Annotated in this window: 15 protein-coding genes; 10 read left to right on the forward strand and 5 right to left on the reverse strand. The window is 41.1% G+C overall.

Annotated features, from left to right (window positions below; translation table 11 throughout):
- Positions 1-122 precede the first annotated feature (122 nt).
- The 5 genes from M1D52_RS02825 to M1D52_RS02845 all read left to right on the forward strand — a co-directional run bounded on the left by M1D52_RS02825 (position 123) and on the right by M1D52_RS02845 (position 6,873).
- The gene (locus tag M1D52_RS02825) at positions 123-557 is read left to right on the forward strand and encodes a hypothetical protein (RefSeq protein ID WP_013664096.1); all 435 of its coding nucleotides are present in this window, start codon (positions 123-125) and stop codon (positions 555-557) included.
- A 58-nt stretch (positions 558-615) separates the two neighbouring features.
- Positions 616-2,322 (forward strand): glycoside hydrolase family 3 protein, encoded by a 1,707-nt coding sequence (locus tag M1D52_RS02830; protein ID WP_437393784.1) that lies wholly within the window; start codon positions 616-618, stop codon positions 2,320-2,322.
- A gap of 139 nt (positions 2,323-2,461) precedes the next feature.
- Complete coding sequence (locus M1D52_RS02835) at positions 2,462-4,171, forward strand: glycoside hydrolase family 3 protein (protein ID WP_437393783.1); 1,710 nt, start codon at positions 2,462-2,464, stop codon at positions 4,169-4,171.
- A gap of 221 nt (positions 4,172-4,392) precedes the next feature.
- Positions 4,393-5,169, forward strand: coding sequence for an ABC transporter ATP-binding protein (locus M1D52_RS02840; RefSeq protein ID WP_013664092.1), 777 nt, complete (start codon positions 4,393-4,395; stop codon positions 5,167-5,169).
- Positions 5,170-5,196: 27 nt separating this feature from the next.
- On the forward strand, positions 5,197-6,873 hold the full coding sequence (locus tag M1D52_RS02845) for a hypothetical protein (protein ID WP_437393781.1): 1,677 nt from the start codon (positions 5,197-5,199) through the stop codon (positions 6,871-6,873).
- Here the strand turns inward: M1D52_RS02845 and M1D52_RS02850 are convergent.
- Positions 6,833-7,657, reverse strand: a complete 825-nt coding sequence (locus M1D52_RS02850) for an MBL fold metallo-hydrolase (RefSeq protein WP_437393779.1) — start codon at positions 7,655-7,657, stop codon at positions 6,833-6,835. The two genes, M1D52_RS02845 and M1D52_RS02850, sit on opposite strands and share 41 nt — an antisense overlap.
- A gap of 375 nt (positions 7,658-8,032) precedes the next feature.
- Here M1D52_RS02850 and M1D52_RS02855 point away from each other — a divergent pair, with 375 nt between their 5' ends.
- Both M1D52_RS02855 and M1D52_RS02860 read left to right on the forward strand, forming a co-directional pair.
- A complete protein-coding gene (locus tag M1D52_RS02855) occupies positions 8,033-8,959 on the forward strand; it encodes a DnaJ C-terminal domain-containing protein (RefSeq protein WP_437393777.1) in 927 nt (308 codons plus the stop codon).
- An 8-nt stretch (positions 8,960-8,967) separates the two neighbouring features.
- The gene (locus M1D52_RS02860) at positions 8,968-9,264 is read left to right on the forward strand and encodes a chaperone modulator CbpM (protein ID WP_013664087.1); all 297 of its coding nucleotides are present in this window, start codon (positions 8,968-8,970) and stop codon (positions 9,262-9,264) included.
- A gap of 39 nt (positions 9,265-9,303) precedes the next feature.
- On the opposite strand, the gene M1D52_RS02865 is transcribed toward M1D52_RS02860, so the two are convergent.
- From M1D52_RS02865 to gloA2, 3 genes are all read right to left on the reverse strand, one after another.
- Positions 9,304-9,795 carry a Dps family protein gene (locus tag M1D52_RS02865; protein ID WP_013664086.1) on the reverse strand — a complete coding sequence of 164 codons (492 nt, stop codon included), beginning with the start codon at positions 9,793-9,795 and terminating at the stop codon, positions 9,304-9,306.
- 46 nt (positions 9,796-9,841) lie between these two features.
- Positions 9,842-10,411 (reverse strand): HdeD family acid-resistance protein, encoded by a 570-nt coding sequence (locus M1D52_RS02870; protein WP_041387069.1) that lies wholly within the window; start codon positions 10,409-10,411, stop codon positions 9,842-9,844.
- A 127-nt stretch (positions 10,412-10,538) separates the two neighbouring features.
- Positions 10,539-10,940 carry an SMU1112c/YaeR family gloxylase I-like metalloprotein gene (gene gloA2 / locus M1D52_RS02875; protein ID WP_437393775.1) on the reverse strand — a complete coding sequence of 134 codons (402 nt, stop codon included), beginning with the start codon at positions 10,938-10,940 and terminating at the stop codon, positions 10,539-10,541.
- Positions 10,941-11,152: 212 nt separating this feature from the next.
- Here gloA2 and M1D52_RS02880 point away from each other — a divergent pair, with 212 nt between their 5' ends.
- Entirely contained in the window at positions 11,153-14,155 is a 3,003-nt protein-coding gene (locus tag M1D52_RS02880; protein ID WP_437362206.1) for an amidohydrolase family protein, read from the forward strand.
- Between the two features lie 10 nt (positions 14,156-14,165).
- Positions 14,166-15,458: an amidohydrolase family protein gene (locus tag M1D52_RS02885; RefSeq protein ID WP_437393774.1), complete on the forward strand. Its 1,293-nt coding sequence runs from the start codon at positions 14,166-14,168 to the stop codon at positions 15,456-15,458.
- Between the two features lie 37 nt (positions 15,459-15,495).
- On the opposite strand, the gene M1D52_RS02890 is transcribed toward M1D52_RS02885, so the two are convergent.
- Complete coding sequence (locus M1D52_RS02890) at positions 15,496-16,284, reverse strand: M48 family metallopeptidase (protein WP_437393773.1); 789 nt, start codon at positions 16,282-16,284, stop codon at positions 15,496-15,498.
- Between the two features lie 222 nt (positions 16,285-16,506).
- Here M1D52_RS02890 and M1D52_RS02895 point away from each other — a divergent pair, with 222 nt between their 5' ends.
- Complete coding sequence (locus M1D52_RS02895) at positions 16,507-17,766, forward strand: DEAD/DEAH box helicase (RefSeq protein ID WP_437393772.1); 1,260 nt, start codon at positions 16,507-16,509, stop codon at positions 17,764-17,766.
- Positions 17,767-17,819 lie beyond the last annotated feature (53 nt).

Here is a 17,819-nt window from a genome sequence, read left to right on the forward strand (position 1 = left end):
CCCTGCTCCCTATTCCCTGCTCTAAAAACCTCTTCGCTTTTCATTTGTTATTCTTATAAAAAAAACGTAACTTTAATATTACATTAAAGCTAACTTAATATAAACACTTAAAACTGAATGCTATGCTTACCCATCACGTCTCCCACAAGGGTGAAAGGCATCACCCACTTTGGTTGGAAATAACCAGAATTGTACTTTCATTGGTTATTCTTTGGAAGGGAATTGAATTCATTGCTAATATACATGTGTTTACGGATATCATGATGAATAGTTCGGTACCTGTTGCTATTCTGATGAGTGTGCTCGTACATACAATCATCGTAGCCCATATTTTTGGTGCGATAGCATTGTTTACAGGGAGTTATGTTCGTATTGCTTGTATTCTTCAGATGCCCGTTATTCTGATGGCCTTACTGTTCAGAGATCTGGCGAAGGATGTGCTTAATCCCTATGCTGCCGTTTGGGTAAGTATTGCTATCCTGTGCGCGCTTGTATTAGTGTTATGGAGAGATAAGCATGATTTTATAGATAGAGATCGTTTGCGAAATAAAGTTTAGCCAAAATATTTTCGAGAAAGTTTAACCATGGGTATTATCTTTGAGGTAGATAATACTCATGGTTAAAAAGTATTTATTCACATATCTGTTTCTTATATCTGTTTGGCAATCTTTTGCTCAGCAGCCTGCAGATTTTATCACCTTTATCAATTCTCCTCATCGATGGGTGGATTCTACTTTTAATAGTTTAAACCAGAACGAAAAGATTGCACAGCTCTTTATGGTAAGAGCGCATACTAACTTAGGACAAAGGTATATAGATTCTGTAGCGAAAATAATTGCTAGTGAGAAATTAGGCGGTGTAGTGTTCTTTCAAGGTGGCCCCCTTGGACATGCAAAGGCTATTAATACGTATCAATCCATCTCAAAAGTTCCACTGCTGATAGCCCTCGATGGTGAGTGGGGGTTGGGAATGCGTCTGGCAGATTCCACCATTTCTTATCCTTATCAAATGACCTTAGGAGCTATTAGAAATGAGAAGCTTCTCTATAATATGGGACGTGAAATTGCAAAAGACTTCAGACGACTTGGCTTGAATGTAAACTTTGCACCGGTAGTTGATATAAACAATAACCCGAGAAATCCTGTCATTAATTTCCGCTCTTTTGGAGAAAATAAAGGTAATGTAACGCGGAAAGCAAGCGCATACATGCGGGGAATGATGGATGAACATATATTGACTACCTTAAAGCATTTTCCCGGGCATGGGGATACCGATGTCGACTCACACAAAGATCTTCCTCAATTGGCATTCAGTAGAGGTCGGCTGGATTCGCTGGAGTTGTTTCCATTTAAGCAATTGATACGTGAAGGAGCCTCGGGTGTGATGGTTGCCCATATGAATATCCCCGCCCTAGATAAAACGCCTAATTTGCCGTCATCACTGTCGCCTGCTGTAATTGACGGATTACTCAAGAAGGAACTTGGCTTTAAGGGTTTGGTATTTACGGATGCCATGGATATGAATGGCGTGGTTAAATATTTTAAAAATGGAGAAGCAGATGTACGTGCCGTTATTGCCGGGAATGATATATTGGAATTATCTCAAAATAGCAAAAGAGCCATTGCTATGATCGCTAAAGCCATTAAAGATAAACGGATTAGCCAAGCAAGCTTAGATGCAAAAGTAAAAAGAATTTTGGCGGCTAAACTCTGGCTCGGACTGGATAAAAGGGAACCGGTAATGCTGGATGGCTTGTATCGCGAACTAAACCGGTCAGCGTCAAAAAAGCTGAATCAGGAACTGGCTGACGCAGCCGTCACATTACTGAAAGGCGATAGCCTTATACGGAACATTGATTATGGCAAACGTACCGCTATCATTAGCATAGGAGCTCGAGAATTGACTACTTTTCAAAAAGAATTGGAAGGTAAATTTGATAATGCGCTGAAATTTGTCATCTCACCCGACGCGAAACCTAATGATATCGCAAAAGTGTCTGTCGAACTGTTGCGATATAATCAGGTGATCGTCGCCTTGCATGATACGCGCCGATCGCCGCAAAGTAAAATTAACTTCAGTGGCACAGTCCGTTTGTTTATTAATGAATTAGCTAACATGAATAGCATCTTTTGTGTCTTCACCAATCCCTATGCATTAGCGGGCATGCCGGGTATTGAGGCTTGTAAAAGTTTGGTTCTAGGTTACCAAAATAGTGATGAACTGCAACGGGCAGGAGCAAAAGTCATATTGAAAAGCTTAAGGCCGACTGGTAGATTGCCCGTAACTGTCAGTACTTTTTTCAAATACGGAGATGGATTGTAATTTTTAAAATGCGTTTTTTTGCGGTTTTCATTTTGCTTAAAAGTATTATAGAGAGATATTCTGCTTTTGATTATCTTTTTTTATTGAAATTTTTGCATAAAACGGCAATTATAACTAAGTTTGATTTCATTGTTTCATTATGTTAAGAAAAGCCAGCCTAATACTCCTCATCGTTTTGACCGCATCGCAGATAGTTTCTGCTCAATCGTCTTCAAACTTTATAGATTTCATTAATCAAGAACATACATGGGTGGACTCAGTTTTTAACAGGTTGAGCAAAAAAGATCGTATTGCGCAAATGTTCATGGTGCGTGCGCATACAAATTTAGGTGATGCGTATAGCGATTCAGTAGCCAAAGTGATAAAAAAGCAAAAGTTAGGAGGAGTGGTGCTTTTTCAGGGCGGCCCTGTTAGGCATGCTAACCTTATAAATAGGTATCAAAAACTTGCAAAAGTTCCGTTGTTAATGGCGCTGGATGGAGAATGGGGATTGGGCATGCGCTTGATGGATTCGACCATCTCCTTTCCTTACCAGATGGCTTTGGGAGCCGTACAGGACGAACGATTAATCTATCAGATGGGGCAGGAGATTGCCAAAAATTTTAAACGAATTGGCTTAAATGTAAATTTCGCTCCCGATGTGGATGTAAACAATAATCCGAATAATCCGGTAATCAACTACCGGTCTTTCGGCGAGAATAAAATGAATGTGGTGCGAAAAGGGGGTGCCTATATGAAGGGGATGATGGATGGCGGTTTAATGACTACTTTAAAGCATTTTCCAGGCCATGGTGATACCGATGTGGATTCTCATTATGACTTGCCTAGTTTGAATTTTACGATAACTCGCCTGGATTCACTGGAAATGTACCCTTTTAAAGAATTGATCAAACAGGGGGCCCCTGGGGTAATGGTGGCCCATATGAATATCCCCGCCTTGGATACAACCGCGCATCTGCCTTCGTCACTTTCAAAAAATGTAATTACCGGTATGCTGAAAGAGCGTATGGGCTTCAAAGGACTCACTTTTACCGATGCGATGGATATGAAAGGCGTTGTAAAGTACTTCCCGGATGGTGAGGCTGATGTAAGGGCGATTATTGCCGGAAATGACGTGCTTGAATTGTCAGAAAACAGTAAACGAGCAATCAAAAAAGTAAGAAAAGCGATCCGTAAAAAGAGATTATCTTGGGATGATATCAACGCGCGTGTAAAAAAAATACTAGCAGCTAAATACTGGATGGGTCTGAATCAACGGCAAGCGGTCATCACAGAACATTTATACCAGGATCTTAATAATGATTCTGCCAAGCAGTTAAATCAACAATTAGCGGATGCTGCTATTACACTGTTGAAAGGGGATACACTCATTAAGCAGCTAGATTTTACAGAAAAGACGGCGCTGGTTAGTATTGGCGTCGATAGTTTAACTACATTTCAGCAAATACTTGGTGGACATTTTGATAATAGCTTAAATTTCATCTTATCTGCTAAGGCTACTGGCGCAGAAGTGTCAAAGGTAGCTAATGAGCTGAAGAACTATAAACAGGTGATTGTAGCACTTCATGACACACGTTTGCGTCCGCAAAGTAAATTAAACTATAGCCAAGAGCTTAACATGTTAATTAGCGAACTTGCTAGTCATAATGTGCTATTTAATGTCTTTGCAAACCCCTATACTATTGCTTCCTTCCCCGGCTTGGAGCACGCCGGTGGTTTGGTGGTAGCCTATCAAAATGACGGAACCTTTCAAAAAGCAGCGGCAAAGTTATTAAGCGGGCAATTAAAAGCCACCGGTAAATTACCGATAACCATTAACAGCTTTTTCAAATATGGAGATGGCTTATAGCTTTATGCTAGGGAAACCATTTGCTTTGCTGCTCGTTCCATCGGTTTCCTCCGAAGCCGTTTTTCCCAATACACTGGCTATATACAAAGCTAAAGCTAGTACGCACGGTTAAAAGTAAAAGCCCTTCATTTTTAATAGCAGTTGCTCCGCGTCTTATTTTCAAAGTTCACAAAATATAAAGAATTTCTTATCTTGCTTTACATTAATCAAGAAAGATAAGAATGAACCAAGATGAACCTATCATACGCATTGAAAATCTTCATAAAAGTTATGATGATAAACAGGTTTTGAAAGGGATTGATCTTGAAATATATCCCGGTGAAGTGATTGGCTATATCGGCCCAAATGGTGCCGGTAAATCAACAACCGTTAAGATCCTTACCGGATTAATAAGTGATTTCGAGGGTCATATCACTGTTGATGGCATCAACTTAAAAGAGAATGCACTTCCAATTAAATCCATTATAGGATATGTTCCGGAGAATGCTGAGCTATACGATGTGTTAACCCCTTTGGAATATCTGGACTTCGTGGGTAAGCTATATGACATGGAAACTTCGCTCATTGCAGCCAGAGCAACTAAGTTGCTTACTGCTTTTGGCCTGAGTGAATCACTTAATAAGCGAATGGATACCTTTTCGAAAGGTATGAGGCAAAAAGTGTTATTGACTTCCGGAATTATTCATAATCCAAAAATTCTCATTTTAGATGAGCCTTTGTCTGGCTTAGATGCAAATGCAGTAATTGTTGTTAAAGAGCTGATCTCTCTATTGGCAAAGGAAGGCAAAACGATATTTTATTGTTCGCATATGATGGACATTGTTGAAAAGGTTTCAGACCGTATTCTATTGATTAATCAAGGCAGTATTGTGGCAAATGGTACTTTCGAGCAATTGAAAGCTGAGCATGGCGATTCCCTCGAACATATTTTTGCTAAGCTCACCGGCCATGCGGAAACTTCAGGAAGTGCTTCTAGTATCATGTCTGCCTTCGAATAGCGAGAATGATCGCAAAATATTATATCCATGAATAATTTCATTGTCCAACTGGCTTTACTTTTTAGTCCTCTATATCGTAAAATCGGGGTAAATACCGCTCAGATGGAGGTTATATTACGTGTCAAATTACTGATGGATGACCGAAGACCGCTAACGGCATTTGGAAACAGATCGAAAAAGGAAAACAACTACAGCTCCTGGCTTAATTTTTTACTGCTAGCAGTGATGGGTTGCGTATTGCTGCTTTTCCTTTTTTCCGTCAACCAACCTTATCTGTCTTTTACGATCTACTTCGGTGTGTTTATGGCAATGTTATGCCTCAGCTTGATCGCTGACTTTTCCGTCATCCTGTTAGACAGTAGAGATAATTTTATCATATTGCCACGTTCCGTTGATGATCGAACGTTTGCCTTAACACGCATCCTGCACATCGGAATCAGTATAGCTAAACAAGCGGTTGGTTTAGCGCTCCCGGGACTTATTTTTACAATAATTAGTCGAGGAGGATTTGCCGGTGTTATTTTTATTTTTCAAGCGGCAATAGCAACCGTACTTTGTGTATTACTGGTAAACTTGTTTTACCTGATTGCCATGAAATTCGTCTCGGTGCAGCGCTTTAAAGACATTGTAGCGTATTTACAAATTGTATTTTCGGTGCTGATCTTTATGTTGTACTACACGATGCCAAATGTGCTGGAAAGTGCCATGGTTCAGCAGCTTGACTTTGCAGCGGTGCCCTGGTTATGGCTGACACCAAGCGCTTGGATCAGCGGACTACAAGAACTCGGAAGGGGAGATACGTCATTACTTACCATTGCACTGTCCCTAGCAGCTTTCTTATCGCCGTTGGTGGCTTTGTGGATAATGAGCAAAAACTTCTCTACCGGATTGAACGCTACGTTGAGCGCTTTGCAGACAAGCGACGACTCGGATAAGGTCGAAACAGCTGCCACCCCTAGGCAAACGCTTAGCGATAAATTAGCGAATATATTAACCGGTAGCCCATTGGAAAATGCCGGTTTTAGATTAGTTTGGAATGTAACGGGACGCACACGTGAATTTAAAACTAAAGTGTACCCTTCGTTGGCTTATGTCCCGGTGTATTTTTTTTTCATGTTTTTTGTACGTAACCGAGGAAACGCAGAAGGAACGTGGACGGAAAAATGGAAGAATATCCTCGCGCAACATACTTATCTCTTCATTTTTTACTTTTCTTTATTTACGTTATTAACCGTATTCCAATTTATCACACAAAGCGAAAAATATAAAGCTGCCTGGATTTATTTTGTGGCCCCTATCCAACAACCGGGCCTTTTGATGTCCGGTGTATTGAAAGCTGCGTTTGTTAAATTTTATATGCCTTTTATGATGGTTTTTTCCGTGCTGGGACTAGCCTTTATTGGTCTGCCGGTAATAAATGACCTCCTTTTATCTACGGCTGTAGGCGGAGTAGCGGCCATTTTAATTTGTCTGTTTACCGTAACAGGCTATCCTTTTAGTCAACCGATAAAAAAGACAGAAGGGCGCTTTATTGCCAATCTGCTTTTGATAGGATTAATCAGCGCGATCGGCTTTGGGCATTATTTAGCTGTTAATTATGAGTGGTTGGTGTGGGCACTTGCTAGCCTTACCGTCGGTACATTCTTTCTGCTATTACATTTTTTTAAAAAAGAGTCTTGGGAAAAAGCGGAATTTCGGGAATAAGATCTGCCGGCTGTGACCATCTTTTTACTTCAAAAATAGGACTTTCTTCGTATCGCGAAGCAACCACTATTTTTACGCCATTGGCATGTGCTGAGAAAAGCTCGGTAACTAAATTCGGACAATTATTATCTTTGGATAAATGAGATAAAAAAAGATGACTCAAATTGTTCGTTCTGTGGTTTAGAAAGAGCTCTAAAGCTTGCTTATTGGACAAATGACCATACCCCCCGCGAATTCTGTTTTTCAAAAAATACGGATAACGCCCGCGATCTAATAGATCGTCGTCGTAATTGGCTTCTAAAAAAACCGCATGACACTGGCTGAAATGATGCTGTACACGCTCGCACACCCTTCCTATATCCGTAAAAACGCCGATCCGAATGCTTCCTCCTTCTACCACAAAGCTATAAGGATCAGCCGCATCATGATACTTGGCAAAGGGAGTGATTTGAAAATCGCCAATTTGAATAGGATCGGATGCATGAAATAGGTGGAGCAGCTCGGGAGCAATAAAAAAGCCGGTTGCTGTTAATGTCCGCTGATTGATATAGACTGGTATGCGGTATTTTAAACTTAACCTGCACAAGCCCTTTATATGATCACTATGTTCATGGGATATAAAAATCGCTTTGATAGATGGAATGGATAAACCTAAACGGGTCATTCGTCGCTCAATCTCGCGGCATGAAATGCCGGCGTCTATTAGAACAGCTTCTCTTCCATTGCCAACATAGTAACAATTGCCATTACTTCCGGAATTGATCGAGGTAACATAAAGCGACATGTGTGCAAACTTAATAATTTTCGTTGGGATTACTGCCTGTGCTTTGCGTTATGGAATTTCTTTTTAAGCGATATTACGATGTTAGTATTAAAGAAAGGTTTCCTTGAGTTACTCTTTTTAATATATGTTCTTTTTCTTGGCAAAAAGAACGAAACCGAGAAGTTTGCCTTCGAGCTCCTATGAACGCTTTTGAAAATAAATGCAAGTGAATAAAGTCAAGGTTATCCACCTTGCTAATGGGCGCAGTAAGTGGGATGTATAAAATAAACTTTCTTTTAAAACCACGATTCATTTCAATTTAAAAGGAAAATAGGAATATATGAAAGTCCCAAACAAAAAGGGACACACAGCTGTATCTAGGTTGAAGGTTTAATTATGGAATATATTGATTACTATAAAATATTGGGCGTTGATAAGAATGCATCTCAAGATGATATTAAAAAAGCATACCGTAAACTTGCCAGAAAGTTGCACCCCGACTTAAATCCGGATGATAAAGAAACGCATAAACGATTTCAGGAATTAAATGAGGCCAATGAGGTACTAAGTGATCCTGACAAGCGGAAGAAGTACGATCAATATGGGAAAGATTGGAAGCAAGCGGAAGCTTATGAACAGGCGAGACAGTCACAGCCTGGAGGCGATTACTATGCACGTGGAAATCCTTTTGGCAATCAAAATCCATTCGAAAGCGGTTTTGACGGATCGGAAGGCGATTTTTCTTCAGGCGGTTTTTCAGATTTTTTCGCCTCCATGTTCGGTGGAGGAAGAAGGAGCCGAAGCCAATTTAAAGGGCAGGATTACCGCGCGGAATTACATCTCAGCTTGAGGGATGCTGCAGAAACGCATAAACGAACCTTAACAATAAATGGGAAGAAGTTGCGCATCACCATCCCTGCGGGTGTGGAAAATGGACAGGAAATTCGTTTGAAGGGTCAGGGTGGACCCGGTGTAAACAACGGGCCGGCGGGCGATCTCTACATCACTTTCGTTATTGGAAATGACCCGGTGTTTAAGCGATTAAAGGACGATCTGTATTTGACGCAGGAAATTGATTTATACACAGCCGTTTTGGGAGGAGAGGTTATGGTCGATACACTGGGATCAAAAGTTAAATTAAAAGTTAAACCGGAAACCCAGAATGGTACCAAAGTGCGTCTAAAGGGGAAGGGCTTTCCCGTATATAAAAAAGAAGGTCAATTTGGCGATCTAATCATATCCTATCAAGTCAAAATACCAACCGGATTGAGTGAAGAACAAAAAACGCTATTTCAGCAGCTAGCCAATTTAAGGACTAAATAATTAGACAAATGGGAACCACATTCATTTTGGTTAAGGAATATTGTGCACAGAGCACGGTGGACGAAGGTTTTATTCGTTCGCTTTATGAAGAAGGGTTAATAAAGCTCACTTTGCAAGCAGATGAATGGTATATTCATGAAGAAGACCTTGAGGCGTTGGAACGATTTAGGCAATGGCATTACGATTTACACATTAATGTCGAAGGCATTGACGCCATGCGCCATTTAATTGGAAAGATTAGAAGTATGCAAACAGAAATTAAGCTGTTAAAAAGCAGGTTACGCTTACACGAAGAGGGGTGGTAAGTTGGGCGGAGGCTTATAACGCCCCGCCCCATTTTTTTATTATTGAACCATAGAACGCAGCATCCAAGCCATTGATTCGTGCTGCTCCATCAAGCCTGTCAGGAAATCTGCCGTTCCGGCATCTTTATGCTTATCTTGAATAGGATCAATCGATGTGCGAATCTCTCGTATGATGGTTTCATGGTCTTCTAAAAGCGCTTCAATCATTACTTCAGCAGATGATCCATCATCTGTATGCTCCAAAAGATTGGTTTCATTAAGGAATTGTTGTAAGGTTCCCAATGAATAATGACCCAATTTACGGATACGCTCTGCCACTTCATCCATCATTTCCGCAAGTTCTTTATATTGCGATTCAAAGAATAAGTGGAGGTCGTGGAAGTGGATGCCCTTTACATTCCAGTGGAATTTTCGAGTCTTGGTATACAATACAAATTCATCAGCTAATAAATGATTCAATTTGTTTGCTACCGCTTGGCGATTATCTTCAGAGATGCCAATGTCAATTTTAGCAGTTTTTACGAGTGCCATGATAAAAGTTTATTAGAGTTCATTAAGATATTTATAGTTCATTTTGTTAGGGATTCATATGATCCCTGATTTTCTTGAGCTGCATAGAAAAAATGATATTTACCACGCCGGCAACGATAAAAGCAAAGGCCGTCCACCCAACAATAGTCGCAATACCGATCACTGGATTGAAAATCATACTTAGGCCGAATAATACCGTTAAGATACCTCCGGCCAAAATCCATCCCCAGCCCTTTACGTCTAAGTTCTTCAGCTGAAAGGCGTAGCTGCAAAGTGAAGCTCCTAATAAGAGTATATAAAAACCCACTATGAAAGGTAGAACGCTCATCGATAAACTCGGATATAATAATAAAACGAAGCCCAGTACAACGTCCAGAATGCCTGCAGACAGTGTCCAACCCCAATGATGCAAACGGTGTCGATTCCCGAATGCAAAGGAAAGCTCCATAATACCGTTAACAAAAATAAGACCACCAAAGAAAACCGATAAGCCTAAATAGCTCGCCAGCGGATTCGATATTGTATAAAAACCGGCAATCAATAACAAGATGCCAATAACAGTGAAAAGCCACCAATTTTTGACCTCACGTTTAATCTCCTGTATAAATGCTGTCATATGAATAAAATTAATCAAGAACCCGAGCTTTATCAAAGCTACTTCGTTTAGATAAGATATGAGTTGATAACAATCATACTAAATTAGGTGTTTGATCATCTTTTACTTTATTTCACTGGAATGACAATTAATGGTCAATTTCGTAGAACTCCAAAGGCAAGTCGTCGGGATCCGCAAAAAAAGTAAAGCGTTTTCCGGTTAGTTCATCTACCCGAATCGGTTCGGTTTGTACCTGATGCATCGTTAGATGCTTGATTGCCTTCTCTAGATTGTCAACAGCAAAGGCTAAATGTCTTAAACCGCAAGCTTCAGGCCTGCTCACCCGTCTCGGAGGTTCAGGAAAGGAAAATAATTCAATGACGTATTGACCATTTAAGGCCAAGTCTAGTTTGTAAGATTCCCGTTCATCTCGATAAGTTTCGTTAAGGACCTCAAACCCAAGTACGGTAGTATAAAATTGCTTGGATCGTTGATAATCGGAACAGATAATAGCCACATGATGAAGCGCTTGTATTATTGGATTTCCCATACCAATGTTTTTGAACGAAGGTATAACTTATAATGTAAAAAAGGTAACATTCTTATGAGAGAAGGCTAAAACAAATTTTTTTTAATTAAAAAGGGTATTTTAGTGAAAAACTTGGCGAACGCTTGGTTTTTATCGTCAACAACAAAAAAATCCGCAAAATGGATTCTCTTTTTGACAACTTGAACTTTTTATTCTTTAATTAGATGTGCATTATGCGAAAAATCTTACCCTTTTGCCTCTTTTTATTTAGCTTTTACTTCCTGAAAAGCCAGGAAACTTTTCCTGTTAACGGCTCGCACGATAAGCGACCGAAAAAGTACGCGTTTATAAATGCTCATATTATCACAAAAGCTGGGCAGAGTCTGAAAAATGCGACGCTACTGGTGAACGATCGACTGATCGAATCCGTAGGAGCGGGACAGGAAGTGCCCGCAGGTTACATAACGATTGATTTGCAAGGCAAGTTTATCTATCCATCTCTGATTGATCCTTTTACTACCTACGGCGTACCTGAAAACAAGGAATCACGCGCTTTTGGGAGGGCTGCCCAGGTACTCACTTCTACAAAGAACGGCCCATACGCCTGGAACGAGGCAATACGACCGGAGACTCGGGCGATTGATGTTTTTGCACAGGATGAAAAGAAAGCAGAACAACTTAAGAAAATTGGCTTTGGAGCGGTACACACGGTAGTAAAAGACGGAATTGCGCGGGGAAGTAGTGCATTGATTGCACTGAACACCAATAAAGATAATGAACTTGTCATCATTCCCGACGCCGCTGCACAGTATTCTTTCGATAAAGGCTCTGCAAAAACGTCTTACCCTTCTTCTTTAATGGGAAGCATTGCCCTTTTGCGTCAAACATATTACGATGCGAAATGGTATCAGCAACAGAAGAAAGAATACAACATTTCCTTAGAAGCGTTTAATAAGTGGCAGTCGCTACCACAATTTTTTGAAGTGAACGATGTATTGGATGTTTTAAGGGCTGATAAAATAGCCAAAGAATTTGGGAAATCCTATATTATCAAAACGGGAGGAAATGACTATCAACGTATTCAAGAAGTGAAAGCTACAGGGGCAAGTCTTATCGTTCCGCTTAACTTTCCGAAAACATATGATGTAGCAGACCCCTACGAGGCTAATAAATTGTCGCTTGCGCAGTTGAAGCACTGGGAGCTTGCTCCAGGCAATCCCGCCGCTTTGGAAAAGGCATCCATTCCTTTTGCCTTAACAGCTAGCGATTTAGATAACGTCCGGGACTTTTGGCCCAATTTACGCAAAGCCATTAAATATGGATTAAGTGAAGATGCCGCTCTACGTGCATTGACGGAGACTCCTGCTAGGTTGTTGGGAGCGGGTGATCGTTTAGGAACTTTGGAGAAAGGAAAACTGGCTAGTTTTATTATTACTTCGGATAGTTTGTTCAAAGAAGGGAATATCATCTATGAAAATTGGATTGAAGGAGAAAAATTTATCGCTAACCATAGCAGTAATAAAGATCTAAGAGGAGAGTACGCAAGCAATGTGGATGATTTCGGTGCAATAAAACTGCTGATAGGCGGGAAGCAGGGAAAGTATGAAGCTTACATTAGCAAGCCGAACGATACGACAAAAATCAAAGCGAATTTGGTAGTAGATGGTGATTTGTTAAGTCTGAGCTTTAATCCGAAAGGGGTAAAGAAAAGCTACCGGATTAGCGCCTATATTGCAACAGTAAAACCACTTCAATTAAAAGGTGAAATTAATCGTGAGGATGGTGGTACTATTCCTTGGTCAGCTTCTTATACGGGGGCCTACACGGAAAAGGCCGAAACGAAGCGAGCGGACAAGCCCCTTGAATTAGGCAAGGTAATTTATCCTTTTGCAGCCTATGGTCATGAGCAACCTCTTGCTGCTGCCGATGTATTGTTAAAAAATGCGACCGTATGGACTAATGAAAAAGAAGGCATATTGGAAGGAGCAGATGTATTAATTGCCGGTGGAAAAATCAAAGCGGTCGGTAAAAATCTCAATGCCTCCGGCGCAACGCTCATTGATGCTACCGGCAAGCACATTACGGCAGGTATCATAGACGAGCATTCACATATCGCTATTTCTAGAGGCATAAACGAGGGAACGCAATCAGTTACTGCTGAAGTGCGTATTGGTGATATTATAAATTCGGAAGATGTTAATATCTATCGACAATTGGCAGGCGGGGTAACGTCCTCGCATATATTGCATGGCTCAGCTAACGCAATTGGCGGGCAATCTCAATTAATTAAGCTGCGTTGGGGTAAATCACCTGAGGAGCTTAAATTCGAAGGGAGCGATGGCTTCATAAAATTTGCCCTTGGCGAAAACGTAAAACAAAGCAATTGGGGAGATATTGCACGGGTGCGTTTCCCGCAAACACGAATGGGTGTGGAGCAGGTGTATGTAGATGCTTTTACAAGAGCGAAGGAATATAAGGCAAAAATGGCGATGAAAGGCAGCAATGCGCGTCGTGATCTCGAATTGGATGCTTTGGTGGAGATATTAGACAATAAGCGTTTTATCACCTGTCATTCCTATGTGCAGTCTGAAATCAATATGCTCATGCATTTGGCTGATAGCCTTGGTTTCAAGGTAAATACCTTTACGCATATCTTAGAAGGCTATAAGTTAGCGGATCGTATGGCCGCAAGAAGTATTGCAGGAGCTACTTTTGCAGACTGGTGGGCCTATAAAATGGAGGTACAGGAGGCAATACCCTATAATGCTTATTTAATGGAAAAGCAGGGTGTGGTAACGGCCATTAATTCGGATGACGCTGAGATGGCTCGTCGCTTAAATCAGGAAGCTGCAAAAGTAATCAAGTATGGTGGCTTGACAGAAGAAGAGGCATGGAAATTAGTAACCCTCAATCCGGCCAAAATGTTGCACATCGATAATAAGGTGGGTAGTTTGAAAGCCGGCAAAGATGCAGATGTGGTGATATGGAGTGGTAATCCTTTAAGTATTTATGCCCGTGCCGAGAAGACCTTTGTAGATGGTGTAAAATATTGGGATGTAGAGGAAGATGAGAAGATTCGAGATTTTCAACAAAAAGAGAAAGCTAGATTGATTGCTAAATCGTTGGAAGAAAAGGATAAAGGGAATGCAACACAAAAAGCAGTCGAAAAGCCAACCATTATTTATCATTGCGAAACGCTTTCAGGAGATATTAACGAGGATGTCAACCATAACTAATACAATGACGATGCAGTTCACTTTTAAATACATATACAGCCTAAGTTTATTCCTGCTGGCCGGACTTTGGGCTCAGGCGCAGCCAACCGTTTATCCGGCAAAGGCGCAAACTTCAGCCATTAGCATAAAAGGTGCCACTATTCACATAGGCAATGGACAGGTAATAACAAACGGTACCTTAGTCTTTGATAAAGGAAAAATCACTTATGTGGGCGATGAGTCCGGAGCACCTAATGCCACGGAGACCATTGATGCCCATGGAAAACATCTTTATCCTGGATTTATTGCGCCTGTTACCAATTTGGGGTTAGTGGAAATCGAAGCGGTGAGAGCGACAGTTGATAATACAGAAGTAGGGGAAAATAACGCGCACGTGCGTGCGCTGATTGCCTATAACACCGATTCTAAGGTGATTAATACCTTGCGCACTAACGGTATATTATTGGCGCAAGTGACGCCCGAAGGAGGATTGGTTACTGGTCAGTCGTCCATAGTGCAACTCGATGCATGGAATTGGGAAGACGCTGCTTATAAAAAGGACGATGCGATCCATATTAATTGGCCCAGTATTCGCTATGCACGTTTTGGTGCAACCAATGAAGAGGAGCAAAAGGAACGGATCCGAAAGGAACGCACTACCTTGGCGGATTTATTGACCGATGCAAGCGCTTATTGCGCCGTAGATAAACCAGACGTGTTCAATGGGCGGTTAGAAGCTTTTCGAAAGGTCTTTGACGGTTCAAGAAAGCTCATGGTTCATGTTGATAAAAAGAACGATATCATTGCAGCGGTACAATTTTTCAAAGATTATGGATTGAAGCCGGTATTAGTAGGAGGAGCGGAAGCTCATCTTGTCAGTGCTTTTTTGAAAGAAAATGATATTGCGATCATCATACATCAAGCGCATTCGCTTCCTGCGAATGAAGATGATGATGTTAATTTACCCTATAAGCAAGCGAAACTTTTATCAGATGCAGGACTTCTGGTCGCTTACGGAATGGATGGTTTTTGGCAACAACGTAACTTGCCTTTTATGGCCGGTACCGCGGCTGCATTTGGTTTGGATAAAGAAAAAGCACTGGCTACTATTACCTTAAACACCGCGAAAATTTTGGGAATTGATCAAACAACGGGTAGTTTAGAACTTGGGAAGGATGCGAATCTATTTCTCTCCGTAGGAGACGCTCTTGATATGAAAGGAAATCAGTTGGAAAAGGCGTTCATTGGGGGAAGAGATATTAATTTAGATAATTTGCATAAACAGTTGTTTGAGCGATTTGAGTATAAATACGGACAAAAGTAAAACGAAAAGAGGGAGTTTCAAGCTCCCTCTTTTCGTTTTACTTAACCGGTTTTTCAAAGCCTTCTTTAGTCGCTTTTTCAGACATTACTTTAATGCGTTTTTCTGTATCTGGATGGGAAGACATCAAGCGCTGCATGGTGGACGCTTTTTCAGTGCCTTCACTTTGTTTAGCCAGACTCTCAAAAGCGGTGGCCATATACCACGGGTTGACCTTTTGCGCTTTTAGTAGTTCATAACCGTAGACATCCGCGGCACTTTCTTGCGAACGGGAGAAAGACGAATTAGCAACAGCAGTACCCAATTCTCCTAACTTAGAGTCACTAAGTGCTCCGGCTGTGCCTCCCTGTGATCCCACACCGTCTTTTAAGGCAGAGCTTAATAGAGCAGTACGGAAAGCATCTTTCGAGTCTTTGTTTTTTACGTGACCAATTTCATGACCGATAACGCCTAATACTTCGTTATCATCCATCACTTCCATTAGACCTGCACATACGCGTACACTGCCATCGGCACAGGCAAATGCGTTGATGTCACGAACTAAATATACTTTGAAGTTCAGGCTTAAATCATCGTGGTTAGTTAAATCTTTCGTTAGTTTGGCTAGGCGTTGGGCTAATTCATGATCCTCCGGTGCAACGGGGTTATTTTCGTCCATCCAAACCATGTACTCCTTTGCATAACCTATTACCTCATCGTCTGATAAGGTAATTGCCTTTGCTGCTGTAGTCGCTGCCTTGATACTTTTTGTATTTAATTTAAATTGTGCCTGAGCATGAATGCACATGATTGTTAGTGCAGAAAGAATAGCAAGTTTAATTGTTTTCATATGGGTGTTTTATAGTAATTACCGATGTCGAGACAAACATACCATAAAACCTTTCATAGCTCCAAAATAAGGTGAGAAGATCCCTGAAATCAGCTATATAAATACGGTCATAAAGCAACTATCTGTTTTCATTGAAGCTTTATGGAAGTTAAATCGTATCTTTGCAACAATGCATATCCTAGAACGGATTATGGTTTTTATTACAACTAATACACTGATATATTGTCATTTAAAGAACTGAAGCTTATTGATCCTTTATTGAAGGCAATCCATAAGGAGGGGTACGAAACCCCCACACCTATACAGTCCCAAGCGATTCCCGTTGTACTTTCAGGAAGAGATTTACTCGGTTGCGCCCAAACAGGTACGGGCAAATCTGCGGCTTTTATTCTGCCTATTTTGCAGCAACTGAACAGCCTGCCTAATAAAGAGAAAGCAGTGAAAGCTTTGGTGTTGGCCCCCACGCGGGAATTGGCTATCCAAATTAACGAGAGTATCGCTACGTATGGCCAACTGCTACCCTTAAAACATCAAGTCGTTTATGGAGGGGTTAATATTAATACGCAGATTTCAGGATTAAAAAAAGGAATCGATATATTGGTAGCGACTCCCGGACGTCTTTTGGATTTGGTTGGACAGCGGGTGCTTACCCTTCGGGCTGTTTCTCACTTCGTGCTGGACGAGGCGGATCGAATGTTGGATATGGGATTCATTCATGATATTAAAAAAGTTGTTGCTCTTTTGCCAATAAAGCGACAGACGCTTTTCTTTTCAGCAACCATGCCGCCCGAAATTACGAAACTCGCGAATACGCTTTTAAAGAACCCGGTACGTGTAGAGGTAACACCGGTTTCTTCAACAGCCGAAAAAGTGACTCAAGTAGTATACGCTGTTGATAAGGCAAATAAGCCGAAGTTGCTTTTACACCTTTTAAAGAGTGAAGTGCGTGATCATGTGCTGGTGTTTACGCGGACGAAGCATGGTGCAGACCGTTTGGTAAAGTTCTTGGCGAAACAAGGTGTTCAAGCAGCAGTTATTCATGGAAATAAATCGCAGAATGCCCGACAAAATGCACTTCAAGCTTTTAAGAGCGGCCAGCTAAAAGTACTTATTGCGACGGATATCGCAGCTCGTGGAATCGATGTTGAAGAACTTAAATTTGTGATCAACTTTGATCTCCCAAACGAGCCTGAAACTTACGTGCATCGTATTGGCCGTACCGGTAGGGCGGGTGCGAGCGGTAAAGCTCTTTCATTTTGCGATCTGGAGGAACGGCCCTATTTGCAAAGTATAAACAATTTAACAAATCAGGCCATTCCCGTGATCAATGAGCATCCTTTTCCTGCGACTGATAAGTTTGTGGCTGTACCTCTCCCGAAACGACCGTTACAGAACAAATCAGAAAAAGCGTCAACAAATAAAAATCGGAAAAAACGCCGATTCAGGCCTGCCAACGCACAAAAAGGGAATAGAATAGGCTAATTTTTTGTTAAGATTTTATAAATAAATATTTTATTAAGAAAATCTTAGATTAA

The organism is Olivibacter sp. SA151 (genome assembly GCF_054130995.1).